The 21,921-nt window shown below is 64.3% G+C and carries 23 protein-coding genes; 15 read left to right on the top strand and 8 right to left on the bottom strand.

Annotation, left to right across the window (positions count from 1 at the left end; all coding sequences use genetic code 11):
- Window positions 1-2: 2 nt before the first annotated feature.
- Window positions 3-650, bottom strand: a complete 648-nt coding sequence (locus Q8O96_RS04185) for an isochorismatase family protein (RefSeq protein ID WP_110595813.1) — start codon at window positions 648-650, stop codon at window positions 3-5.
- 183 nt (window positions 651-833) lie between these two features.
- On the opposite strand from Q8O96_RS04185, the gene Q8O96_RS04180 reads away from it, so the two are divergent.
- The 3 genes from Q8O96_RS04180 to Q8O96_RS04170 are packed head-to-tail and all read left to right on the top strand — an operon-like array spanning window position 834 to window position 2,603.
- On the top strand, window positions 834-1,379 hold the full coding sequence (locus Q8O96_RS04180) for an adenylyltransferase/cytidyltransferase family protein (RefSeq protein ID WP_060843262.1): 546 nt from the start codon (window positions 834-836) through the stop codon (window positions 1,377-1,379).
- Between the two features lies 1 nt (window position 1,380).
- Window positions 1,381-2,088 (top strand): NUDIX hydrolase, encoded by a 708-nt coding sequence (locus Q8O96_RS04175; protein WP_305948423.1) that lies wholly within the window; start codon window positions 1,381-1,383, stop codon window positions 2,086-2,088.
- Between the two features lie 8 nt (window positions 2,089-2,096).
- A complete protein-coding gene (locus Q8O96_RS04170) occupies window positions 2,097-2,603 on the top strand; it encodes an NUDIX hydrolase (RefSeq protein WP_102864314.1) in 507 nt (168 codons plus the stop codon).
- Here Q8O96_RS04170 and Q8O96_RS04165 read toward each other — a convergent pair.
- Window positions 2,555-3,502 (bottom strand): LysR family transcriptional regulator, encoded by a 948-nt coding sequence (locus Q8O96_RS04165; RefSeq protein WP_305948422.1) that lies wholly within the window; start codon window positions 3,500-3,502, stop codon window positions 2,555-2,557. The genes Q8O96_RS04170 and Q8O96_RS04165 overlap by 49 nt on opposite strands.
- 101 nt (window positions 3,503-3,603) lie before the next feature.
- Here Q8O96_RS04165 and Q8O96_RS04160 point away from each other — a divergent pair, with 101 nt between their 5' ends.
- A complete protein-coding gene (locus Q8O96_RS04160; protein WP_305948421.1) occupies window positions 3,604-4,794 on the top strand; it encodes an aspartate aminotransferase family protein in 1,191 nt (396 codons plus the stop codon).
- 64 nt (window positions 4,795-4,858) lie between these two features.
- On the opposite strand, the gene Q8O96_RS04155 is transcribed toward Q8O96_RS04160, so the two are convergent.
- Window positions 4,859-5,392, bottom strand: a complete 534-nt coding sequence (locus Q8O96_RS04155) for a DUF4174 domain-containing protein (RefSeq protein WP_305948420.1) — start codon at window positions 5,390-5,392, stop codon at window positions 4,859-4,861.
- Between the two features lie 709 nt (window positions 5,393-6,101).
- Between Q8O96_RS04155 and Q8O96_RS04150 the strand changes: the two genes are divergently transcribed.
- The 3 genes from Q8O96_RS04150 (at window position 6,102) to Q8O96_RS04140 (ending at window position 9,508) form a co-directional block, all read left to right on the top strand.
- Complete coding sequence (locus Q8O96_RS04150) at window positions 6,102-7,091, top strand: response regulator (RefSeq protein WP_102864310.1); 990 nt, start codon at window positions 6,102-6,104, stop codon at window positions 7,089-7,091.
- Window positions 7,092-7,094: 3 nt separating this feature from the next.
- On the top strand, window positions 7,095-8,042 hold the full coding sequence (locus Q8O96_RS04145) for a sensor domain-containing diguanylate cyclase (RefSeq protein ID WP_102864309.1): 948 nt from the start codon (window positions 7,095-7,097) through the stop codon (window positions 8,040-8,042).
- A gap of 140 nt (window positions 8,043-8,182) precedes the next feature.
- Window positions 8,183-9,508: a hypothetical protein gene (locus Q8O96_RS04140; RefSeq protein ID WP_305948419.1), complete on the top strand. Its 1,326-nt coding sequence runs from the start codon at window positions 8,183-8,185 to the stop codon at window positions 9,506-9,508.
- A gap of 7 nt (window positions 9,509-9,515) precedes the next feature.
- Here the strand turns inward: Q8O96_RS04140 and Q8O96_RS04135 are convergent, their stop codons facing one another.
- Window positions 9,516-10,643, bottom strand: coding sequence for a saccharopine dehydrogenase NADP-binding domain-containing protein (locus tag Q8O96_RS04135; RefSeq protein ID WP_102864307.1), 1,128 nt, complete (start codon window positions 10,641-10,643; stop codon window positions 9,516-9,518).
- Window positions 10,644-11,081: 438 nt separating this feature from the next.
- Between Q8O96_RS04135 and Q8O96_RS04130 the strand changes: the two genes are divergently transcribed.
- A complete protein-coding gene (locus tag Q8O96_RS04130; RefSeq protein WP_102864306.1) occupies window positions 11,082-11,951 on the top strand; it encodes an oxaloacetate decarboxylase in 870 nt (289 codons plus the stop codon).
- Between the two features lie 33 nt (window positions 11,952-11,984).
- On the opposite strand, the gene Q8O96_RS04125 is transcribed toward Q8O96_RS04130, so the two are convergent.
- A complete protein-coding gene (locus Q8O96_RS04125) occupies window positions 11,985-12,389 on the bottom strand; it encodes a response regulator (RefSeq protein WP_102864305.1) in 405 nt (134 codons plus the stop codon).
- 180 nt (window positions 12,390-12,569) lie between these two features.
- Here Q8O96_RS04125 and Q8O96_RS04120 point away from each other — a divergent pair, with 180 nt between their 5' ends.
- The 5 genes from Q8O96_RS04120 to Q8O96_RS04100 all read left to right on the top strand — a co-directional run bounded on the left by Q8O96_RS04120 (window position 12,570) and on the right by Q8O96_RS04100 (window position 18,384).
- Entirely contained in the window at window positions 12,570-13,319 is a 750-nt protein-coding gene (locus Q8O96_RS04120; protein ID WP_305948418.1) for an NAD-dependent deacylase, read from the top strand.
- 51 nt (window positions 13,320-13,370) lie between these two features.
- Window positions 13,371-14,036 carry a suppressor of fused domain protein gene (locus Q8O96_RS04115; RefSeq protein WP_115582189.1) on the top strand — a complete coding sequence of 222 codons (666 nt, stop codon included), beginning with the start codon at window positions 13,371-13,373 and terminating at the stop codon, window positions 14,034-14,036.
- Window positions 14,037-14,259: 223 nt separating this feature from the next.
- The gene (gene ppnN, locus Q8O96_RS04110) at window positions 14,260-15,633 is read left to right on the top strand and encodes a nucleotide 5'-monophosphate nucleosidase PpnN (RefSeq protein WP_102879885.1); all 1,374 of its coding nucleotides are present in this window, start codon (window positions 14,260-14,262) and stop codon (window positions 15,631-15,633) included.
- 177 nt (window positions 15,634-15,810) lie between these two features.
- Complete coding sequence (locus Q8O96_RS04105) at window positions 15,811-16,422, top strand: trans-aconitate 2-methyltransferase (RefSeq protein WP_305948417.1); 612 nt, start codon at window positions 15,811-15,813, stop codon at window positions 16,420-16,422.
- 180 nt (window positions 16,423-16,602) lie between these two features.
- The gene (locus Q8O96_RS04100; protein ID WP_250330412.1) at window positions 16,603-18,384 is read left to right on the top strand and encodes an FAD-dependent oxidoreductase; all 1,782 of its coding nucleotides are present in this window, start codon (window positions 16,603-16,605) and stop codon (window positions 18,382-18,384) included.
- A gap of 15 nt (window positions 18,385-18,399) precedes the next feature.
- Here Q8O96_RS04100 and Q8O96_RS04095 read toward each other — a convergent pair whose 3' ends face one another.
- Window positions 18,400-19,452 (bottom strand): hypothetical protein, encoded by a 1,053-nt coding sequence (locus tag Q8O96_RS04095; RefSeq protein WP_305948416.1) that lies wholly within the window; start codon window positions 19,450-19,452, stop codon window positions 18,400-18,402.
- 187 nt (window positions 19,453-19,639) lie between these two features.
- Here Q8O96_RS04095 and Q8O96_RS04090 point away from each other — a divergent pair, with 187 nt between their 5' ends.
- The gene (locus Q8O96_RS04090) at window positions 19,640-20,014 is read left to right on the top strand and encodes a DUF2784 domain-containing protein (protein WP_305948415.1); all 375 of its coding nucleotides are present in this window, start codon (window positions 19,640-19,642) and stop codon (window positions 20,012-20,014) included.
- Between the two features lie 50 nt (window positions 20,015-20,064).
- Here the strand turns inward: Q8O96_RS04090 and Q8O96_RS04085 are convergent, their stop codons facing one another.
- Window positions 20,065-20,874 (bottom strand): helix-turn-helix domain-containing protein, encoded by an 810-nt coding sequence (locus tag Q8O96_RS04085; RefSeq protein WP_102864295.1) that lies wholly within the window; start codon window positions 20,872-20,874, stop codon window positions 20,065-20,067.
- 44 nt (window positions 20,875-20,918) lie between these two features.
- Window positions 20,919-21,377 carry a GNAT family N-acetyltransferase gene (locus Q8O96_RS04080; RefSeq protein WP_207167537.1) on the bottom strand — a complete coding sequence of 153 codons (459 nt, stop codon included), beginning with the start codon at window positions 21,375-21,377 and terminating at the stop codon, window positions 20,919-20,921.
- A 148-nt stretch (window positions 21,378-21,525) separates the two neighbouring features.
- On the opposite strand from Q8O96_RS04080, the gene Q8O96_RS04075 reads away from it, so the two are divergent.
- Entirely contained in the window at window positions 21,526-21,915 is a 390-nt protein-coding gene (locus Q8O96_RS04075; protein WP_102864293.1) for a DUF6713 family protein, read from the top strand.
- The last annotated feature ends 6 nt before the right edge of the window (window positions 21,916-21,921 follow it).

The raw sequence follows: 21,921 nt of genomic DNA, 5'->3' as shown, positions 1-21,921 counted from the left end.
CCTCAGGCCTTGGCCAGTCTGGCGGTTGCTTCGCGGGTCGCGGCCACCGCGATGCCCGCTCGTTGCATGTCGTCGATCGCCTGGGTAGCACCCTCGGCGCTGATGGCGCGACAGGCCGGCAGGTGAATGATCACCTTGAAGCCGGCGGCGGCCAGTTGCAGGGCGGTGGTCTTGACGCAGAAATCCAGGGCCAGGCCGCCGACGATGACTTGTTGCACGCCCTGGCTGTTGAGGTACTCGATGACCCCGGTGGACAGCTTGCCGTGCAGGTCGTGATAGCAGGCGCCATAGGGGTGCAGGTCCGGCTCCACGCCCTTCCACACGAAGTAGTCGTAGTCGTACGGCGTGGGCAACTCGTCCAGCAGGGTGAAGCCTGCGGTGCCCGGTACGCAGTGGCTGACCCAGGTCAGGTCGGCGTGTTCCAGGCCGGTGGGCTGGAGCATCTGTGCGTGCTCGGCCACCACCCAGGGAGCCTGGGGGCTGTGGGCGTCCTTGCTGCCGATGCGCAGGCTGGCCAGGGTCGCCATGAAATTCAGCTCGCCGCCGATGCGATCGCCTTCGGCCACAGGCAACTCGTTCGGGCACAGCGGGGTAAAGCTCTTTTGTGCATCGACATCGAAGGAAGCGGTCTTCATCGTTTGGCTGTTCATGCTGGGTCTCTCCTCTGCATGGAGCACAAAGTACATGTCATGTACTTTCATGGCAAGCCCCCTATGGATTTTATTTTTATCAGTCGATCTTCAATCAATCTGCACTAGCAAGGTGCAAAGGAGATTCTCCGCCGACAAAAGCAATGCTAAGGTACACGTCATGTACCAAACGAGGAAAAGCAGATGTTTGAACTGGCCCTCTATGGCGGCGCCTTCAACCCGCCCCACGCCGGACACGCCCAGGTGATGCTCGAAGCCGCTCGCCACGCCCGCCGGGTACTGGTAGTCCCGAGCTTTCGCCACCCGGATGGCAAGCGCATGGCCGATTTCGAGCAACGGGCCAACTGGTTGCAAGCGATCACCACGCACTTGCAGCCCGAGTGCCAGGCCGAGCTGGCGGTCAGCCGCCTGGAGCGCCAGCTGGCCCTGGCCGACCCGGGTCCGGTCTACAGCTTCACCCTGCTGCAACGCCTGGCCGACGACCTGGCCCTGGATGGCAAGCGCATCGCCCTGGTGGTGGGTGAAGACGTGGCGCGGCAGTTGCCCAGGTTCCATCGCGGCGAAGAATTGCTGCAACGCTTTTCCATCCTCTGCATCGAGGAACAACCCGGAGTGCGCAGCAGCGTGTTGCGCCAGTGCCTGGCCCGGGGCGAAACACCGCCCAAGCAGTGGCTGGCACCGGGCCTGAATCCGCTAAACTACGGCCTCTACGCCGTCCACGGAAGTTGATATGCAAGACCGCACCACCCTCCCCAGCGCCTACCTGCACACCATCGACCTGTGCCTGTTGCGCTACAACCGCGAGCGCTGCGAGCTGGAAATCCTCCTTCACCAGCGGGACAGCGAGCCATTTGCCGGACACTGGGCGCTGCCGGGCATCGTGGTCAACGGCGATGTCGAGGACCGCAGCCTGAATGACGCGGTGGAACGCCTGCGCCGATCAAGCAAAGTGGACATGCCCCTGGCCTGGCTGGAACAGGTGGGCACCGTCGGCGACGCCTTCCGCGACCCGCGCTGCTGGTCGTCCTCGACCTTCTACCTGGGGATCGTCAGCGACCCGGTGCAGCCCGGCCCGCAGCAGGGTTTCTTTGCCCTTGGCGAGGTGGCCAGCGGCGCCTTCAAGTTGCCGTTCGACCACAACAGCCTGGTGGCCCAGACACGGGAGCGGCTGTTTTCCAAATCCCTGTACAGCAGCCTGCCGCTGATGTTTCTCGGCCAGGAATTCAGCGCCCCCGAGGCGGTGAGCATCTTCTCCCTGGTGCTGCAACGGCCGGTGCTCAAGACCAGCATCCGCCAGCGCTTGCTGAAGATGAGCGAAGCCGGCTACCTGCAGGAAACCGGACGCAAGAAAAGCGGCGATGGCGGCCGCCCTCAGGCCACAGTGGAAAGCCTCAAGCCCACCGAGTTGTACCTGTTCGATCGTTGTTTTCTGGAGTAATGCCGCCCATGAGTTCCGTCACCGAAAGCCAGTGCCTGCTGCAAACCCCGTACTTCAAGGTAGTCCGCGAAAACGGCTACTTCATCATCAAGGAAGCCCAGGCGGTGAACGGCGTGGTCGCCATACCGACCCTGGCCGATGGCCGGCTGATGCTGGTGGACCTCAAGCGCCGGGCCATTGGTGGCCAGTCCATCGAGTTTCCCCGGGGCGCCATCGATGCCGGTGAAAGCGCCTGTGACGCGGCGGCCCGGGAACTGCTGGAAGAGACCGGCTGGCAGGCATCGCAGGTCCGCCAACTGGGCTTGCTGCACAGCAACACTTCGCTGATCGCCAGCGCGGTGGCGGTGTGTCAGGTCGAAATCGCCGAACAGCAGACCACCGCCACCGATGGCGAGGTGGACCATGTACTGTGGGTCAGCCGCCAGGAGTTGCTGGCGATGATCGCCGCCGGCCAGATCACCGACGCTCACACCCTGTCGGCAGCAATGATGTTGCTGGCCGCCGAGTCGGCCTGACGCCCCCACTTCTCAAGGGCGAAGTCGACAAAGCTGCGCAGCTTGGGCAGGCGATAGCGGTCCTGGGCATACAGCAGGTGCATCGTCCGAAACGGCAACTGATAATCCTGCAGCACCGGCACCAGCCGGCCCTGCTGCAGGTCCTCCTCCACCAGCGCATCGGGCATCATCACCAGCCCCAGCCCACCCCGCGCCGCCCGGTGCAACCCGGACGAAGTGTTGGTCAGCAACGAGCCGGACACCGGAATCAGCACATCCCCCTCGGGCCCGCGCAATGGCCATTGCGTGGCGGTGGAACTCCACTCGTCACCGGCCGGGTAGGCAAATGCCAGGCAGTTGTGCTGCTGCAGATCCTCGGGAACCTGCGGGGTGCCGCAACGCTCCAGGTACTCCGGAGCGGCGCAGATGGTCAGGGTGTAATCCTGCAGCGGCCGGGCAATCAGCGCTGAGTTGTCCAGGTTGCCCAGACGCACGGCCACATCGAAGGCGCCGTCGCTCAAGTCGAAACGCTGATTGGCCAGGGTCAGTTCCACCTTGACCTGCGGACAGCGCTCCCGGAACTCGCTCAGGGCCGGAGCCAGGCGCTCGGTGCCGAAGGTCAGCGGCGCGGTGATGCGCAAGGTGCCGGAGGGCTCGCCTTGAGCCTGCTCCGCCAGGCGCTCGGAGTCCGCTACCAGGCCCAGTACCGCCAGACAACGCTGGTAGTACTCGGTGCCGAATTCGGTAAGGCGCTGGCGTCGCGTCGTGCGGTTGAGCAGGCGCACTCCAAGGCGCTGCTCCAGGGCCCGCAAGTGATTGCCCACCATGGTGGTGGACATTGCGCATTCCCGGGCGGCGGCCGTCATGTTTCCCGCCTCCACCACCCTGACGTACACCGACATTGCCTGGAACAGATCCATTATCAACCCTGACTTCAAGATGATTAAAGAAATGGCGAGTTTATCTAGCCTGAATGGCTAACGATACTGGCAGCACACCCCCTGAGATGGAGTCACCCGCCATGACCGCCGCCTGCCTGATGAGCACCTACCAGCCCCTCGCCCTGAGCTTCTGCAAGGGCCTGGGCAGCCGCCTCTGGGACCAGACCGGGCGTGAGTACCTGGACGCCATCGCCGGAGTCGCGGTGACCGCTGTCGGCCACTCTCATCCACGCCTGGTCAGCGCCATCCGCGAACAGGCCGGCCTGCTGCTGCACAGTTCCAACCTCTATGACATCCACTGGCAGCAGCAACTGGCCGCCAAACTGACCCAGCTGAGTGGCATGGAGCGGGTGTTCTTCAACAATTCCGGGGCCGAAGCCAATGAAACCGCCCTCAAGCTGGCGCGCCTGCACGCCTGGCACAAAGGCATCGAGCAGCCCCTGGTGGTGGTCATGGAAAACGCCTTTCATGGCCGGACCCTGGCCACCCTGGCCGCCAGCGACGGCCCGGCAGTGCGCCTGGGCTACGGCCAGTTGCCGGACGGTTTTCTCAAGGTGCCGTTCGGCGATCTGGCCGCCCTGGAATCGGTCGTTGCCAAGCACGGTCCGCGCATCAGCGCGGTGCTGATGGAGCCGATCCAGGGTGAAAGCGGCATCCAGCTGGCTGCGCCCGGCTACCTCAAGGCCGTGCGTGAGCTGTGCACCCGGCGCAACTGGCTGCTGATGCTCGACGAGATCCAGAGCGGCATCGGCCGCACCGGGCGCTGGTTCGCCTGTCAGCACGAAGGCGTGGTACCGGACGTGATGACCCTGGCCAAGGGCCTGGGCAATGGCATTCCCATCGGTGCCTGCCTGGCCCGGGGCAAGGCCGCCGAACTGTTCACCCCAGGCAGCCATGGCAGTACCTTCGGCGGCAATCCCCTGGCCTGCCGGGCGGCCTGCACCGTGCTGGACATCATCGAGGAACAGCAGTTGCTGACTAACGCCGAGCAACGCGGCGCCCAGTTGCTAGGTCGGTTGCGGGAGGAACTGGCGGGACATCCGGCGGTACGGGAGATTCGCGGGCAGGGGCTGATGGTGGGTATCGAGCTGGTGCAGCCGGCCCAGCAGTTGGTGCAGATCGCTGCCCGTGATCATGGCCTGCTGATCAATGTCACCCGGGGCACGACCATCCGCCTGCTGCCCCCCTTGGTGATCGATGCCGCAGAAGTGGAGATGATCGTCGACGGGCTGCGCCAGACCCTCGAGGCGCTGTCATCGCGCCAGGGCTGACGCGATGACGCTGGGCAAATTCCGGGGCGCGCAGCGCCTGCCCCGGGCTAGCCGGCTATGCATTTCAGTCGTCCAGCGGCTTGGGCGCCGCCGGCTTGGCCGCCTTGCCGGCCTTGGCACTGGCCGGTTTGGTTTCCGGCTCGGGAGCCGGAGCTGGAGCCGCGGCCTGTTTCTCTGCCGCCGGCAACTGGTCGACCGCGCTGAAGACTTCCTTGAGCTCGATGCTCCCGGAGTGCTCGAGCTTTTTCTCGCCGTCCTTGCCCACCAGGATCACCTTGGTCTGGGCCCCCGCCCCCAGCTTGAGGCTGCGGATCAGGGCCATGGTGGATTGCGGGTCGATGTCCTTGCCATCGCGCTGGCCGATGGTGTTGATCACCGTGTACAGGACCATGTTGCGTTCGTTGAAGGCTTGACGGGTCGCCGGCTCATCCAGGGACTTCTTCAGGCTCACCAGGGTCGGGTCCACGGTGCTGGGAGCGATCACGATCAATGGCCGTGACTTGCCCAGGTCCTGAGCCAATGGGCCGTCGTTGTCGGCCGCCAGGACCGGGCCGGCGACAGCGAGCAGAGTAGCGAGGGTCAATGACCGAATGAACATGCGTCTCTCCTTATGTTTTCCACGCAGTAATGATTGCGCATTGCAGGAAAAGGTCCAGGCCGGGACTCAAAATCTGACATTTTTTTGCCCGGCCGGCCGGGCCTGTGCCTCGTGCTCTATAGGCGGCGGGAAACAAGGGCTACAGGGTTGGCAGCGATCATCGAAGTGCATTCCACGGTAAGGTTTTGTTGCATATAAGCGGGCTGTACGGAGTATCGGAACAGCGGTTGCGCCGAAACTTTCATGCCCTCCTCCGGCAGCAGAATATGCCGTCTTTCATACCACCGTCCCTGACCCGCTCGTACATCAAGCATATTGAACGGCCGCATTTTAAAGTTGCTTGCAAAGTGTCATTTTGCAAACGCCAGAAAACAGGCACAACGGTTCGCTGACCTTTAACCACCCTTTCTATATGGGGGCTTTCGATCTTTCAGCATCTCGCTGAACTCACCCAGCAATGCAAAGGGAACAACGCATCGAGGCACAGACTGATATCAGCCGAAAGTTGCAACTCGCTCTGCAGTTCAATGCACAGAACAATGATCTGGAACAAATAACGTAATGAACGCCGACTTGTTCTTCCATTGCCGACCGAACTATAGTGCGGCGCGGCACGGACAGCCCGTTACACCACCCTTATTGCGCGGCAACTCGTTATATTCCTGAACGTTATCCAACGGCGGTTTTTTCGAATGAGCGTCCGACCCCGATGATCCCTCTCCTCGTCTGCGATGACTCGAGCATGGCCCGCAAGCAGGTGCTGCGGACCTTGCCCAGCGAGTGGCGGGTGTCCGTGACCCAGGCCTGCAACGGCCGCGAAGGCCTGGAAGCCCTGCGCCGGGGGCTGGGCAAGGTGGCGTTGCTGGACCTGACCATGCCGGTGATGGACGGCTACCAGGTCTTGAGTGCGGTACAGGAAGAAGGCATCGACGCACAGATCATCGTCATCTCCGGCGACGTCCAGGAAGAAGCGGTCCGTCGCACCCGCGAACTGGGGGCCCGGGCCTTCCTGAAGAAGCCCTTCGATCCCCAGCAGTTGCGTGCACTGCTCAACGAACTGCAACTGCTGGACAGCCCTGGCGCATCACCCGTCGCCCCCCTCTCGCCGCCCCCCCTGGTGACCTTTCGCGACGCGTTCCGGGAAACCGTCAACGTCTCCATGGGCTACGCCGCGGCGCTGATCGCCAAGGTCCTGGACGTGTTCGTGCACCTGCCGATCCCTCACGTCAATGTGCTGGAGGCCGGCGAACTGCAGATGCTCCTGGCCGATGCCAATCGCGCCCGGCAACTGACTGCCATCTGCCAAAGCTATATCGGCAGCGGCATTGCCGGCGAAGCGCTGCTGATGTTCTACGACTCGGAAGTGGCCGACATCGCCCAACTGATGGAACAGGGCACCGATCCCTATCAGGAAATGGAAGTGCTGATCGACCTGTCCAGCGTGTTGATCGGTGCCTGCTTGAGCAGCATTGCCGAGCAGCTGGATGTGTTCTTTTCCGTGGGTCATCCCCAGGTGCTCGGCGAACACACCACCATCGATGAATTGATCGTGCTCAACCAGCAACGCTGGAACAGGACCCAAGCGGTGGAGATCAGCTACAGCCTGGAAGAACAGAACATCCACTTCGACCTGTTGCTGCTGTTCACCGAGAGCTCCATGGCCTTGCTGGAACAGAAGCTCGCCTACCTGATGAATTGAGCCATGCCCAAACGAATGGATTTCAGTGAACTGCACTGGCTGCTGGCGGTAGTCCAGAGCATCGATGTGGGGATCGTGGTGCTCGATCTGGAGTGCCGGGTCCAGGTGTGGAACAGCTTCATGGAGAACCGCTCCGGCGTGCCGTCCAAGCAGGCCATCGACCAGTCCTTTTTCGAGCTGTTCCCCGAGGTCGAGCGACCCTGGTTCACCCGCAAGGTCGGGCGTGTGGTGGCCCTGGGCACGCCGGCCTTCACCATCTGGAAGCAACGGCCATACCTGGTGCATTTCAACAACTACCAGCCGATCACCGGCCAGGGCGAGTTCATGTACCAGAACACCACGCTGCTGCCGCTGCGTTCGTCCAACAGCGAGATCCATCACGTCTGCCTGGTGATCTACGACCTCACTGACGTGGCGATCAACAGCCTGGCGTTGCAGAAGGCCAACCAGCAGTTGCAGCACCTGTCACGCGTCGATCACCTGACCCAGCTGTTCAACCGCGGCCACTGGGAACAGCGCCTGGCGTTCGAATACAGCCGCCACGGCAACGCCATTGCCCTGCTGATGCTGGACATCGACCACTTCAAGTCGATCAACGATCGCTACGGGCACCAGGCCGGCGATGCAGTGATCAAACGCGTGTCGCAACTGATCCACGAGCATGTGCGCGACAGCGATGTGGCCGGGCGTTATGGCGGCGAAGAGTTCGCCATCCTCCTGCCCCACACCGATCTGGCCGGTGCCCACACCCTGGCCGAGCGCCTGCGCCAGTCGGTGGAAGCACAACAGGTGATCCACAACGGCCAGGCCATCGCCTTCACCATCAGCCTGGGCATCGCCTGCCTCGACCGTCCGGCCCGGGACCACCGTTGCCTGATCGAATGGGCCGACCAGGCGCTGTACGCCTCCAAGCACGCCGGGCGCAATCGGGTCAGCACCTACGCGCCTTGAACAGCAGGACTCGGGCGCCTTGAACAAGGGCACTCAGGCCCCTTGAAAAAAAGCCGCCGCCAAGGGATAAACTGCGCGCTTTTCCGGTCCATCCCCCGGTCTGCTACGCCTTTTCCAGCGCCACAAGGAGTCCTGCGCGCATGTCCCAGTCGAATTCGAACCTGTCCCCGCAACAGCAATGGCAGCAAGCCGTGCTGACCTATGCCCGCGACATCAACCACTATGTCGAAACCGGCACCCGCGAGGGCTGGAAGGGCTTGAAGGAACCGAACATGCCCGACACCGAGCACCTGTTGCAGGACTGGCAAGCGGCCCTGGAAGCGAGCAATCAGCCCCCCCATGATGAGGCCGCGCGCCAGGCGTTCCGCCAGGACTGGCCACCGGCACACTTCCCACTGACGCCACGCCTGGAAAGCCAGGGGCGGATGATTCCGACCCTGGCCCTGTTGCCGGACGGTAGCCTGCTGGCACGCATCGGCGCGCCCTACGAGGCCGGCTTCGTGGTGCATATCGACGACGCGCGGATCCAGCCCCTGGAGCAGGTGGAGTGCTTCGGCATGTGCCCGCAGCGGCGTTATTTCGCCTGGGGCCGGGCCGACGGCATCCAGGTCACTGACGGCTGGAATGGGCCTCAGGTGGCCAGCTTTCCCTGGCCCGCCCCTCACACCGGCCTGCCGGCAGGTCTGGAGCTTGAAGACAACGGACGCCCCTCTGCCACCAGCCTGATCCCTTTCCCCGACGGGCGCCGGGTGCTGCTGGTGAGTGCCGACGGCATCTTCGTCCTGGCTGCCGATGGCGCCACCCGCCTGCTGCGCAGCCTTGAGGACATCCAGCAGGACCTGGCCGACGGCGTCGCCGCCGAAGACCTGAGCATCGGCCTGAGCATGGAACATGGCGCGGTGTCGCCCGATGGCCAGTGGATCGCCATCGGCGAGCAAAGCGGGATGCACCTGGTGTTCGATGCGAGGTTGCAACAGGTCGCGCAGATCGGCCCCGCCAGCGAGTACCCGCACTTCGCTCACTTCAACCAGCGCGGCGACCGCCTGCTGCTCAATGCCTGCCACTTCTATGGCGGCGCCAGCGTGGGGGTGGCGGTAGCCGACCTGCCGGGGCTCTCCACCGACTTCTACAGCGACGACCCGCGCACCCCGGTGCTGCAAGAAGGCGCCCGGGTGTATGCCGCGGCTTCACGGGGCGACGAGTTCATCATCGGCGACGCCTACGGTTACCTGCGGGCCATCAGTGAAACCGGCGAAGAACGCTGGCAGCACTACATCGGCTCGACCCTCACCGCCATGGACATCAGCGTCGACGGCAAGACCCTGGTGGCCGCGACCTATGCCGGGATCATCGTCCAGATCGCCCTGGATAGCGGACGACCGGACTGGCAGATCGGCACCGGCGAGCACCATGAGCTGCGGCGCTGGCTGTTCTGGAAGGACTTCGCCAAGCCGCTGCTGTGGTGAGTGGGTTTTAAACCGGCGGGCGCGAGAAACTCACCTGCAGTTGCAGGTGATCCGGATCATCGATCGCCCGCAGGTACTCCTCGACACTGACCTCGCCAGCACTGGAGCGCGCCCCCGAGACCGGCACATGGCCGGCCAGCAGCTTGTGCACCAGGGCCACCGCAGCGCAGCTGGGGATCTCCGGGCCGTGATCGTGGGTGGCGGTCAACTGCGCGTACATCGACAGCGGCTGACCGTCCTGGCCCAGGCCATGCACGTCCACGTACAGGGCACTGAGGCCGTCGCCGAAACCTTCAAACCAAGTACCGCAACGATGCAGACGCGCAGCCCAGGGCGCCGGGTCGGCGATCAGCCCGAGCTTCACCGCCTGGGCCAGCAGGGCGTTGGCCAGCCCGGCGACCTTCAGCCCGGCACCCGCCTTGAAGCTCAAGGTGTGGGCGCCATAACGCTCGGCGAACAGGTCCAGGTCCGGTACATCGACATTGGCCACCAGCCGCGTGCCCAGCCTGGGCAGTTTGCGCAAGGTCAGGCCCTGCCAGCCGATCACCGGGAGCGGCTGGCCGTCCTTGAGTTGCAGGATCGGCCGGCCGGCGTAGGCCAGTACACCCTGGATGGTGGACAAGCCGGGCATTTTCGCCGAGGAGGAAATACCGTGCTCGATCCGATCGATGCGGGAGAAACGCTCACGGTGCTCATCGATAATCGCCGTCGACAGGGTCGGCACCGAACTGCACCCGCTGAGGAGAGTCACCCCGGCGGCCCGAGCCGCCTCATCCAGGGTGCCGATACCGCGCACGAACTGGCGGCAGTCGGCCAGGTCGCAGTAGTTGACCCCAGCCTCGATGCAGCCCTGGGCCACCGCGTAGGACTGGCCCTGGAACGGCCCTGCGGTGTGAATCACCCAATGCACATCCAGGGCCTTGAGCGCCGGCACCCACTGCGGGCCCATGGCATCGCCGCACCAGCCTTCGCAGGGCTGTCCAGCCTCGGCTTGCAGCGCCTGAACCTTGGCCGCGAGCTTGCGCGGGTCACGCCCGGAAATCAGCAGATGCACCCCGGGCGTCTGGATCAGATAGCGGCAGACGATGCTGCCGAAATTGCCATAACCACCGACCACCAACACCCTGAGCGTCATTACCTGCATCCTTGAACCAAGCCATTGCGCAGCTGCCAAGCTGCCATTCGAGGCGCGGCAGCTTGGTGGATTTGCCAGGGATCGACAAGCCCCCGGTTGCCCGCGGCGGCCTCCTCAACCGCCTTCGGCGAAGCGTCGTAATATTCGGTTAGAAAAAAAATGCCAATGCCGGTCCGGCATAATGCTATGCAAATTCCTCATCAACTCGGGCCTTGGAGCGTGTTAGCCTCGTCCCGCTATGTCGGCTTCGCATAATAAACTTGCCGGTTCACGCAACCGAGTGAGACCCAGACGCCTTGTTACCCCCCTTTGCTTCACCTTCATCTGCCCAACTAACGTTTCGCTGTGAGCCCTTCAATCATCGGCTCGCCAAGGGAACTGATTGCAAAATCTGACTCGACCTCAAGGTCGATCTCTCGATCCTATCTCGGAGCTGTTATGTCCAGGCTTTCCCATCAAGATTTGCGCCGCGGTTTCCGTGAACTGATCGCTTCCAACTCCTGCTACCACACCGCTTCCGTGTTCGACCCGATGTCTGCCCGTATCGCCGCCGACCTGGGTTTTGAAGTGGGCATCCTGGGTGGCTCCGTGGCTTCGCTGCAAGTGCTGGCGGCCCCTGACTTCGCCCTGATCACCCTCAGCGAATTCGCCGAACAGGCCACCCGCATCGGCCGCGTGGCCCAGTTGCCGGTGATCGCCGATGCCGACCATGGTTATGGCAATGCCCTCAACGTGATGCGCACCGTGGTTGAACTGGAGCGTGCCGGCATCGCCGCGCTGACCATCGAAGACACCCTGCTGCCCGCGCAATTCGGGCGTAAATCCACCGACCTGATTGGCGTTGCCGAAGGCGTCGGCAAGATCCGCGCCGCCCTGGAAGCCCGGGTCGATAACGAACTGGCGATCATCGCCCGGACCAACGCCGGGATTCTTCCGGTGCAGGAAATCATCAGCCGCACCCAGCAGTATCAACGTGCCGGCGCCGACGCCATCTGCATGGTGGGCATCCGTGATTTCGAGCAACTGGAACAGATCTCCGAGCACCTGAGTGTGCCGCTGATGCTGGTGACCTACGGCAACCCGGCCCTGCGCGATGACGCACGCCTGGCGGAGCTGGGAGTGAAAATCGTGGTGGACGGCCACGCCGCCTACTTCGCCGCGATCAAGGCCACTTACGACTGCCTGCGGGAACAGCGGCAGATCTTCACCCAGGCCTCGGACCTGAGTGCCACCGAACTGGCTCATACCTACACCCAGCCCGAGGACTACATCGTCTGGGCCAAGGAGTTCATGAGCGTCAAGGAGTAACACCGGCGATGGGCCGGGGTGAGGCGCAACGCCTCAACCCTGGGCCGATTTCAGCGCGCCTTCCACACAGTCGAGGATCTGCCCGATGGTCCAGGGCTTGCGAATGAAGGACACCGGATAACGCACCCCGGAACTCTCGGGGGTCTCGAACCCCGACATGACCACAATGGGCAGCGACGGCCAGTGCTCACCGCACAGGTTGCTCAGGCTGGCGCCATTGAGCCGGCCGGGCATGGTGATATCGGTCAGCAGCAGGGCCACGTCCGCGGCATGTTGTTGGAGGAATTCCCAGGCCCGGTCGGCACTCTCCATGGCCTCGGTGGCAAACCCCTCGTCCTGCAGAATCTCGCACAGGAACTCCAGCACCGTCGGTTCATCCTCCACCACCAGGATCAAACGGGAGGTGGCGTCTGGGTTGACGGACGAGGCTGGGCACATGGGGTAACACTCCCTGAAGGTTTGAGGACTCTACGGACAGGACCGCTGACAAGAGTTATGAGCGGCGGCTTGACGATAAATTCATTCCCGATGCGCCCGCAGTGTTTTTTTCGGACAGGTCCGAACCGGCTGGCGATAATGCGACCCCGATATCAGCGTAACAAGGGAGACAGGTCATCCATGGAGTTCGATCCCCAACGCCTGGCCCAGGCCCGACACCTGGTGGTGTTCAGTGGCGCCGGAGTCTCGGCCGAAAGCGCCATCCCGACCTTTCGCGACGCCCTGACCGGGTTGTGGGAGAACTTCGACCCGGCGCGGCTGGCCACGCCCCAAGCCTTTCGCGAGGACCCGGCGCTGGTCTGGGGCTGGTATGAATGGCGCCGCATGAAAGTGCTCCAGGCCCGACCCAACCCGGCCCACCTGGCGATTGCCGAACTGGCCCGGCGCGTAACGCGCCTGACCCTGATCACCCAGAATGTCGATGACCTGCACGAGCGCGCCGGCAGCCCCTCGGTGCTGCACCTGCACGGCAGCCTGCATCACCCCAAGTGCTTCGCCTGCAACCGCCCCTTCAGCGGCAAACTGCCAGAACCCCTGTTGCCGGAGCAGGGTTGCAGCCTGGAGCCCCCCCGTTGCACCGGCTGCAACGGCAAGATCCGCCCCGGGGTGGTGTGGTTCGGCGAAGCCCTGCCACCGCACATCCTCAAGGAGGCATTCAAAGCGGCAGGCGAATGCGACCTGCTGTTGTCGATAGGTACCTCGGGTCTGGTGCAGCCGGCGGCGCAGATCCCCCAACTGGCGCTGGAGCAAGGTGCCTGCGTGGTGCACATCAACCCGCAGCCCCAGGCCTGTACGAAGCCTGAGGAATACAGCCTGGTGGGCAAGGCCGGAGAGATTCTGCCGCAACTGCTGCGCCGGGCCTTTGCCTGATTTTCTGGCGGCTCAAGCCGAGCCACCGTTTCTGTTCAAGGACGCTTTCACATGCTGCAATCCCCCGACTCTTCATGGTTTGAAGCCGCCTGGGCACAACGTGAGGAACAACTCTACCCGGCGCTGTTCGGCGACCTGGGCCCAGGCATCTACCCCCTGGACATGGCGCTGTTCAGCGAGGTCTTCGGTCAGACCGAAATCGACCCGCGCTGGCTCAGCCACGGAGTCTTCGAATCTCCGCCTACCACCACGCGCAGCAGTTGGCTGTACGTCACTTCAGGGCTGTCCAATGCCTGGGAAGATGCGCAACCCGAAGCCGATGGCTGGTCCGGGATGGGCCAGGAACTGCTGCTGGAAACCCGCGAGCAGGCGCCCTGGGCCCTGCACCTGCTGCGTAAATTTTGCGCCTATCAACTGCTACTGGCCGCCGGCCGTTTCGGCGAGCAGCAGCCTCTGGGCGAATGGGACCGCATGCGTACCGGGCAACCCATCGACGGCGGCGACAGCCTGTTGCGGGCATTGCTGTTCATTCCCGCGCCGGCATTTTCCGGGCCTCATCAATTGCTGAGCGGACGCTTCGAATTCCTGCAGATCGTCGGTCTGACCCTGGACGAACACGCCTGGGGCCAGAGCGCGGGTTATCCGGCCCTGCAGCAACGCCTGACCCAGGCCGTAGCCTCGCCGGTGATGGATCCGGCACGGGCCAGCGTCTGCTGAGGCTCGATGAAAATTCACCGCGACCGTGACGGATCGTCATTTTTCCAGCCACAGCGGGCCCGCTTGAGGTAGATTCAGACAGCGAACAATCTCGCGACGACGTTTGCTTTCTTGCCCTGCCGCTGGAAACCAAGCCCCGTACCGGTGGCTCTTTCACTGCCCCGCCGTTTTTTCGCCACTGACCGCACATGGCGCGGTGGCGCCGATTTCAGGAAATGGATTAATGCCGCAAAGACAAGTGATCAATGCTTCGGTGAGCCCGAAAGGCAGCCTGGAGACCCTCTCGCAACGTGAAGTGCAACAACTCAGCGCCGCCGGTTCCGGCAGCATCTACACGCTGTTCCGCCAGTGCGCCCTGGCGATCCTCAACACCGGCGCCCACGTCGACAACGCCAAGACCATCCTCGACGCCTACCACGATTTCGAAGTGCGCATTCACCAGCAGGACCGTGGCGTGCGCCTGGAACTGCTGAACGCACCGGCCGACGCCTTCGTCGATGGCGAGATGATTGCCAGCACCCGGGAAATGCTCTTCAGCGCCCTGCGCGACATCGTCTACACCGAGAACGAACTGGACAGCCAGCGCATCGACCTGGAGAGCTCCCAGGGCATCACCGACTACGTCTTCCACCTGCTGCGCAACGCCCGCACCCTGCGGCCCGGCGTGGAGCCGAAGATGGTGGTGTGCTGGGGCGGCCACTCGATCAATACCGAAGAATACAAATACACCAAGAAGGTCGGCCACGAACTGGGCCTGCGCAAGCTGGACATCTGCACCGGCTGCGGTCCGGGCGTGATGAAGGGCCCGATGAAAGGCGCCACCATCGCCCACGCCAAGCAGCGCATGAGCGGCGGCCGCTACCTGGGCCTGACCGAGCCGGGGATCATCGCCGCCGAAGCACCGAACCCCATCGTCAACGAGCTGGTGATCCTGCCGGACATCGAGAAGCGCCTGGAGGCCTTCGTGCGTGTCGGCCACGGCATCATCATCTTCCCGGGGGGCGCCGGCACCGCCGAGGAATTCCTCTACCTGCTGGGCATCCTGATGCACCCGGACAACCGTGAACTGCCGTTCCCGGTGATCCTGACCGGTCCCAAGAGCGCAGCGCCCTATCTGGAGCAGCTCAACGCCTTTGTCCTGGCGACCCTGGGCGAAGCGGCGCAGAAGCACTACCAGATCATCATCGACAACCCGGCAGAAGTGGCCCGGCAGATGACCGAAGGGCTGAAGACCGTCAAGCAGTTCCGCCGCGAACGCAACGACGCCTTCCACTTCAACTGGCTGCTGAAGATCGACGAGGGCTTTCAGCGTCCCTTCGATCCGACCCACGAGAACATGGCCAACCTGCAACTGAACCACGCCCTGGCGCCCCACGAACTGGCGGCCAACCTGCGCCGGGCGTTCTCCGGCATCGTCGCCGGCAACGTCAAGGACCAGGGCATCCGCCTGATCGAACAGAAAGGTCCCTACAGCATTCACGGTGACCCGGCGATCATGCAGCCCCTGGACCAACTGCTCAAAGCCTTCGTCGAGCAGCACCGCATGAAGCTGCCAGGCGGCGCGGCCTATGTGCCGTGCTACCGCGTAGTGAGCTGATCCCCAGCCCCTTCGGTGGTTGAACAGCGCCGCGCGTTCCCTGGGAGCGCGCGGCTTTTTCTTGCCTGGCATTGGCCTCCCGCGCCAGGCCGCCCCCTCGGCTTTGTGCTAGCTGAAACCCGGCAAAGGATGGCCGGGCTCCGGTAGGATGTGGCGCCAACCATCAAGGAGTGATTCATGCCAGCACCAGACAGTGAGACGTCCGCCCGGTGGGAAGCCTTCTACAAGACTTTCGAGGGTCGCCCTCCTTCGCCCCTGTTGTGCCGCGCCCTGGCCTTGAACCTGCCCGACATGGACCACCCTCAGGCCATCGACCTGGGTTGCGGCTCGGGCATCGAGACCCGCTTATTGCTGGAGCGCGGCTGGAGAGTGCTGGCCATCGACCAGGAAGCGAGCGCCATCGAGCGCCTCAAAGAACGCGCCGGAACCCTCGCCGAAGGTCGCCTACGTGCCGTCCAGGGGCAGTTCGAAACCCTCAATGAACTGGCGCCGGCCCAGCTGATTCACGCCGGACTGGCCTGGCCGTTCTGTCGCCCCGACGCCTTCGTCCGGTTCTGGCAGGTGCAAGTCGAGGCCTTGCAACCCGGCGCGTTGCTGGTGGGCCAGCTGTTCGGTGAGCGGGACCAATGGGCCACGGCGCCAGACCTGACTTTTCACTCCCGCAGCGCCGCACAGGCACTGTGCGCCGGCCTGCACATCGAGCATTTCGAGGAAAGCGAAGGGCTGGGCAAGAGCCTGCGCGGTCCCAAGCACAACCACAGGTTCGACCTGATCCTGCGCAAACCCTGACGGACGCCACCAAGGCCGCCGCCCTATCCCCCCTCCCATCCTCGGGCAACGCCGCTGCACAGGGTGTTGCCACCTGCAAAACGCAGCGGGTTTGACAGCCTCGCGGCCACGTGAAATAGTTTTCCAACAATATGGAACATAATTCCACTTTTTATAATTACGTCGAAAAGGCCTGTCATCGTGAGCGAAGTTCCCGCCGCAACCCTCCCACCCCTGGATTGTGACCTGCTGGTGATCGGCTCCGGCGCTGCCGGCCTGGCCTGTGCCGTGACCGCCGCCTGGCATGGCCTGAAGGTGGTAGTAGTGGAAAAGGATTCCACTTTCGGCGGTGCCAGTGCCTGGTCCGGTGGCTGGATGTGGGTGCCGGGTAATCCCCTGGCGCGCCGCGCCGGCATCCATGAAAACCCGCAGCAACCGCGCACCTACCTCAGGCATGAACTGGGCGAAGGCTACGATGCCGGACGCATCGACGCCTTTCTTGATAACGGCCCACAAATGGTGGCGTTCTTCGAACAGCACACCGCCCTGCAGTTCGTCGACGGCAATGGCATTCCGGACATCCACGGCCAGGTGCCCGGGGCTGGCATCGAGGGTCATCAGGTGATCGCCGCGCCCTATGACGCCCGGGCCATCGGTCCCTTGCTGGCGCGCCTGCGCCGGACCCTGCGCGAGACCTCGTTCCTGGGCATGCCGATCATGGCCGGGGCCGACCTGGGCGCCTTTCTCAGCATGACGCGCTCGTTCAAGTCGCTGTTGCATGTGGGCAAGCGCTTTATCCGCCATCTGCGGGACCTGGCGCTGCATGGCCGAGCCATGCACCTGGTGAACGGCGTGGCGCTGATCGGCCGGCTGGCGAAGTCGGCCCAGGACCTGGGAGTGAATCTGCTGGAGTCGTCGCCGGCCCGTTCGCTGCTACAGGACGAACAAGGGGTGCACGGCGCCCTGGTCGACACGCCTCAAGGGCCGCGGGAGATCCGTGCCCGTCGCGGCGTGGTCCTGGCGGCCGGCGGTTTTGCCCACGACCCGGTTCGACGCCAGGCGCTGTTTCCCCGGGCGTCTGGCCCCGATGAGCATCTGGCCTTGCCCCCCTTGAGCTGCTCGGGAGACGGCATTCGTCTCGGTGAGGCCGCCGGTGCCGTGCTGGCCACCGACCTGGCCAGCCCGGTGGCCTGGGCCCCGGTATCGCGGGTGCAACACGCCGACGGCAGCATCGGCCACTTTCCCCATATCATCGATCGGGCCAAGCCCGGGGTAATCGGGGTGCTGGCCAATGGCAAACGCTTCGTCAATGAGGCCGACGGTTACTACGACTACACCGCGGCCATGGTGGAAGCGGTTCCGGCCGGCGAGGAAGTGGCGTCCTGGCTGATCTGCGACCACCGCTTCCAGCGTCGTTACGGACTGGGTTATGCCCGCCCCTTCCCCCTGCCCGTGGGCCATCTGGTGCGCAACGGCTACCTGCAACGGGCCGACTCCATCCAGGAGCTGGCACGGCGTTGCGGCATCGACCCACAAGGCCTGGCCGCCACGGTACAAGCGTTCAACCAGCATGCCCGGCAGGGTCAGGACCCTGAGTTCGGTCGCGGCTCGACGCCCTACAACCGCAAGCAGGGTGACGCCCTGCACCCAGGGCCTAACCCCTGCGTGGCGCCTATCCAGCAAGGGCCGTTCTATGGGGTCAAAGTGCTGCCCGGCAGTTTCGGCACCTTTGCCGGGCTCAAGACCAGCCCCCAGGCCCAAGTACTGGATCAGGCCGGGGCGGTGATCCCGGGGCTGTATGCCGCGGGCACCGACATGGCCAGTGTCATGGGCGGCTTCTACCCGTCCGGGGGCATCAACCTGGGGCCGGCCATGACCTTCGGCTACATTGCCGGGCGCCATGCCGCAGGCGTCAGTGACTATGAGGTGATCCTCGAACCGGCCCTTGGCGCAGGTTCCGGACAATGCGCTGCGATGCATTGACCTGGCGCCGCGGGTTCATGGGCTCCAGCCGGGGCCCTGCTCCACCAGGGGCTGCGACGCCTGCAACTGCGCCTCGATCTGCCGCGCCAGGTAATACACCCCGGCCATGACCCCGTGCTCAGGATCATGCAACTGCTTGAGCCAGGCCTGATCGAAGGCCACGCCCAGATCGCGCCGGGTCTGCGCCTGCAGGTCCTCGCGCTTATTGCTCTGGACCAGGGCCCGTACGCCCGCCACCCCCACGGAAATCAGCGCTCCGGCCACCCGCCCCACCGCGGCGGCCACGGCACCGGCCACACCGCGACTGGCGAACTGGGCCTGAAGTTTCTCGCTGGTGACCTGGGCCACCTGGGACACGCCCGGCGCCGCCTCCCCCTGATCGGTCGCCGGCCCGGCATGAATCTGCTGCAACAGCGGCGCATAGGCCGGCAGACGGGCCACCGGCTCGACCTGCAACAGCTGCTGCAACGAAGCGCGCTGCCCGGCCTGGGGCCCAAGATCGATGGCGATGATCCGCGCCAGATGCTGATCCAATTGCGGCACGGGCAACTGGTGACGCACAGTGCTGAGCTGCACCTGCTGACGCAGCAACTGCACATAGAACTCCATGGCCTCGCCGGTAATGCCATCGGCATCGATCTCCAGCGCCACTGGTGCCAGGACCCGCTGCTGATACTGTTCCTGCAGGTAAACGGCCAGGCGCCTGGAAGCCTGAGCGTCATCGCCCCGGTCGTTCAGGGAATACCAACCGACCTTGAGCGCCAGCCATTCCTGGGTCCAGTAGCCACTGAACCAGGGAATGAAGTGTTCGTCGGTCTGCTGATAGATCCGTGTGCGCCAATGCTCCATGGAGCCCTGGGCATAGACTTCAGCCTGCTGGGTGGCGGAGCGTGAGGCGTTCAGCAGTTCCCCGTCCACCTGACGCCAGACGGCCGGACTGACCGGCGCCTGGGCGACGGGTTCGGCGACACGGCTGGCGCAGCCAGGAAGGAGCAGTACCAGCACCGCCAGCCCCAGGCTGAACAACCAGGACCTGGGGCGACAGCAACGCAGCGCCAGTGAGCACAAGGCAAGTCCCTCCCTGAAGGCAAGGCCAGGCCAGACTCGACTGTCCGGCCTGGCCTACTTGCAGTATAGGTAGCGCCACTGCGAGGCCCGGGGCGTTTTGCCAGGCGCTCGTGCAATCGTTACGGCATCGGTATATTGCCCGGGGCGCCTGCGCCACGGACCTGCCTCCCCCCTACAAGGAACCTTCATGCTCTACCGCATCGCCGCTGACAGCCTGGTGCTGTTTCACCTGTCATTCATCGTCTTCGTGCTGCTGGGAGGCCTGCTGGTGCTGAGCCATCCGCGGCTGATGCTGCTGCACCTGCCCGCCGCGGCCTGGGGTGTGGCGGTGGAAGTCCTGCACCTGGAATGCCCGCTGACCCGCTGGGAAAACCTGTTGCGCCACGCCGCCGGCCAGGATGGCTACGGGGCCGGGTTCATCGAGCACTACCTGATCCCACTGATCTACCCCGCCGGCCTGACCCCGGGCATCCAGCTCTGGCTGGGCAGCCTGGTTCTAGTGATCAACCTCTCGGTCTACGGCTACCTGGCACGGCGCTGGAGCCGTACCCGCCACGCCTGAAGCCTCCCCCCTTGTGACCGCAGCGGCGAACTGGCCCGCACCTTGGCGCTCTAGGACGGATCGGCCTCGCAGGCCTGGGTCAGCGCCTGCCAGGTGGCCTGGTCGGCGGGGATCAAGTGCTCGATGCGCAATGACGCCACAGTGATGTCCTGGGGCATGCCAAAGGTGGTGAAGGTGGAAAGAAAACGCAGTTCGCCCGTGGGCCCGCGCACCCGAGTCAGCAGCAACGGCGTGGCCAGGCTTGCAGCACCCGCCGCCTCGCCGGGACACGGCAGGCTCGCCAGCAGCGCCACCAGCCCTGGCTGTTGCGCCGCCTCCCGGGCCGCCCGCTGCCAAGCCACCTGACGGATCTCTTCGGCATTGATCAGGCAGTCACCAAAACCACCGGGCAGCAGCAGGCTCGCCAACAGATTGAAGCCTTGCTCCAGCGCCGCCGCCGGCAGTCCCAAAAGCCCGAACAAGGCCGTGGTGGCGCGATTGGCGGCCAATACCTGCCAGCCGCTGTCGATGACAATGGCCGGCGCCGGGTTGTTGGCCTGGAGCAGGTGCATCAGCGCGGCGCGCACCGGCTCCAGGCCCGGATCGTCCAATGGCAAAGCGGCATAACGGGGGGCATAGCCGGCAGCAAGATACACCCGGTTGCGTATTTCCAGTGGGGTATCCAGGGTGCTCAGCAAGCCATGCAGCAGCGCCGGGCTGGGCTGGGCCCGGCCCGTCTCGACGCAGCTCAGGTGCCGTTGTGACATGCCCACCTGCAACGCCAGATCCAGCTGGCTCAAGCGCGCTTGGCGCCGCAGCTGGCGCAGTTGCGCGCCGACCGGCAGCGCTGGCGCGGGAACGCGTCCAAGGGGTTCAATCATCGGGTTCCGTCATCCTTTGGGTGGGTTAGCCGTTGGCGGACAGCTCAGCGAACAGGCTTGAAAAAGATCAGTTCGGGATCATCCTCGTCCAGGTTCTCGACCACCCCACTGGGGCGAAACCCCGCCTTGGCCAGCAACCCCTGGGCCGCCAGATTGGAGCGGTTGGTGGAGGTGAACAACTTGGTCGTCCGACAAGCCCTCTCGGCGGCAGCGAGCAGCCGTTGTGCCACCCCCTGACGTTGCTGCTCGGGTGCCACAACCACCAAGGAAACGAACCCCTGCTCGAAAAAATCATGCTTGAGCAGCACATAGCCGGCGACCCTGTCGCACGCCACCTCGACCCACACCTGGCCCCGCCCGACCGCCTCACGAAGCGCCTGGCCTCGGCTGGCATGAGCTTGCGCGTAAGCATCAAAGCCAAGCATGGCTGGCACATCCTCAGGCCGAGCCTCACGAATCAACCGCGGGATACCTGGCTGGGGAAGCTGTTGGTTGTCACTCATCGCTACTCATTCCTTGAGGGTGTTGGTCGTCCGGTGCGGCCCAGCTGAGCGCTTGTGCCCCACGCCTGTCTATGACCTGGGAGGTCATTGAGTGCCCCGGGGGTTGCCACTTAGCCTGTTCGCTCCCCGTAGTTCAAGGAGTTTAACAGTGAGAAAAACACTCTGGCGCCTATGCCTGGCCTTGTTCGCCGGCCATGAACTGGACGCCGTGGCCCAAGCCGAGTGGCGCCTGCTGTATGGCTTGCGCGACCTCGATCCGGCACTGGGCCAGCAGTGGTTCATTGCGCTGCATGTCCCGCTGTGCGTCGCACTGATGTGGCTGATCGGGCACCCGCGCCAGGCCATGCGCCGGACCAGCCGGCAACTGCTGGCCGCGTTTGCCGTGGTTCACGCCGGGCTGCACTACAACCTTCAGCAGCACCCGCTGTACCTCTTCGACTCGCTGCTGTCGCAAACGCTGATCTTCGCCTGCGGTGCCACCGGCCTGCTCTACCTGATGCTGGACCTGGGCCGGCAACGCTCCCCGTGCAACGACTGATCACCT

The sequence above is a fragment of the Pseudomonas sp. LPH60 genome, assembly GCF_030718165.1.
GTDB classification, from domain to species: domain Bacteria; phylum Pseudomonadota; class Gammaproteobacteria; order Pseudomonadales; family Pseudomonadaceae; genus Aquipseudomonas; species Aquipseudomonas danubii.
This window is presented reverse-complemented; position numbering and strand designations above follow the sequence as displayed.

Coding starts and splice junctions, on each gene's coding strand:
- Q8O96_RS04185 (WP_110595813.1), bottom strand. CDS start 650: ATGAACAGCCAAACGATGAAGACCGCTTCCTTCGATGTCGATGCACAA.
- Q8O96_RS04180 (WP_060843262.1), top strand. CDS start 834: ATGTTTGAACTGGCCCTCTATGGCGGCGCCTTCAACCCGCCCCACGCC.
- Q8O96_RS04175 (WP_305948423.1), top strand. CDS start 1,381: ATGCAAGACCGCACCACCCTCCCCAGCGCCTACCTGCACACCATCGAC.
- Q8O96_RS04170 (WP_102864314.1), top strand. CDS start 2,097: ATGAGTTCCGTCACCGAAAGCCAGTGCCTGCTGCAAACCCCGTACTTC.
- Q8O96_RS04165 (WP_305948422.1), bottom strand. CDS start 3,502: ATGGATCTGTTCCAGGCAATGTCGGTGTACGTCAGGGTGGTGGAGGCG.
- Q8O96_RS04160 (WP_305948421.1), top strand. CDS start 3,604: ATGACCGCCGCCTGCCTGATGAGCACCTACCAGCCCCTCGCCCTGAGC.
- Q8O96_RS04155 (WP_305948420.1), bottom strand. CDS start 5,392: ATGTTCATTCGGTCATTGACCCTCGCTACTCTGCTCGCTGTCGCCGGC.
- Q8O96_RS04150 (WP_102864310.1), top strand. CDS start 6,102: ATGATCCCTCTCCTCGTCTGCGATGACTCGAGCATGGCCCGCAAGCAG.
- Q8O96_RS04145 (WP_102864309.1), top strand. CDS start 7,095: ATGCCCAAACGAATGGATTTCAGTGAACTGCACTGGCTGCTGGCGGTA.
- Q8O96_RS04140 (WP_305948419.1), top strand. CDS start 8,183: ATGTCCCAGTCGAATTCGAACCTGTCCCCGCAACAGCAATGGCAGCAA.
- Q8O96_RS04135 (WP_102864307.1), bottom strand. CDS start 10,643: ATGACGCTCAGGGTGTTGGTGGTCGGTGGTTATGGCAATTTCGGCAGC.
- Q8O96_RS04130 (WP_102864306.1), top strand. CDS start 11,082: ATGTCCAGGCTTTCCCATCAAGATTTGCGCCGCGGTTTCCGTGAACTG.
- Q8O96_RS04125 (WP_102864305.1), bottom strand. CDS start 12,389: ATGTGCCCAGCCTCGTCCGTCAACCCAGACGCCACCTCCCGTTTGATC.
- Q8O96_RS04120 (WP_305948418.1), top strand. CDS start 12,570: ATGGAGTTCGATCCCCAACGCCTGGCCCAGGCCCGACACCTGGTGGTG.
- Q8O96_RS04115 (WP_115582189.1), top strand. CDS start 13,371: ATGCTGCAATCCCCCGACTCTTCATGGTTTGAAGCCGCCTGGGCACAA.
- ppnN (WP_102879885.1), top strand. CDS start 14,260: ATGCCGCAAAGACAAGTGATCAATGCTTCGGTGAGCCCGAAAGGCAGC.
- Q8O96_RS04105 (WP_305948417.1), top strand. CDS start 15,811: ATGCCAGCACCAGACAGTGAGACGTCCGCCCGGTGGGAAGCCTTCTAC.
- Q8O96_RS04090 (WP_305948415.1), top strand. CDS start 19,640: ATGCTCTACCGCATCGCCGCTGACAGCCTGGTGCTGTTTCACCTGTCA.
- Q8O96_RS04085 (WP_102864295.1), bottom strand. CDS start 20,874: ATGATTGAACCCCTTGGACGCGTTCCCGCGCCAGCGCTGCCGGTCGGC.
- Q8O96_RS04080 (WP_207167537.1), bottom strand. CDS start 21,377: ATGAGTGACAACCAACAGCTTCCCCAGCCAGGTATCCCGCGGTTGATT.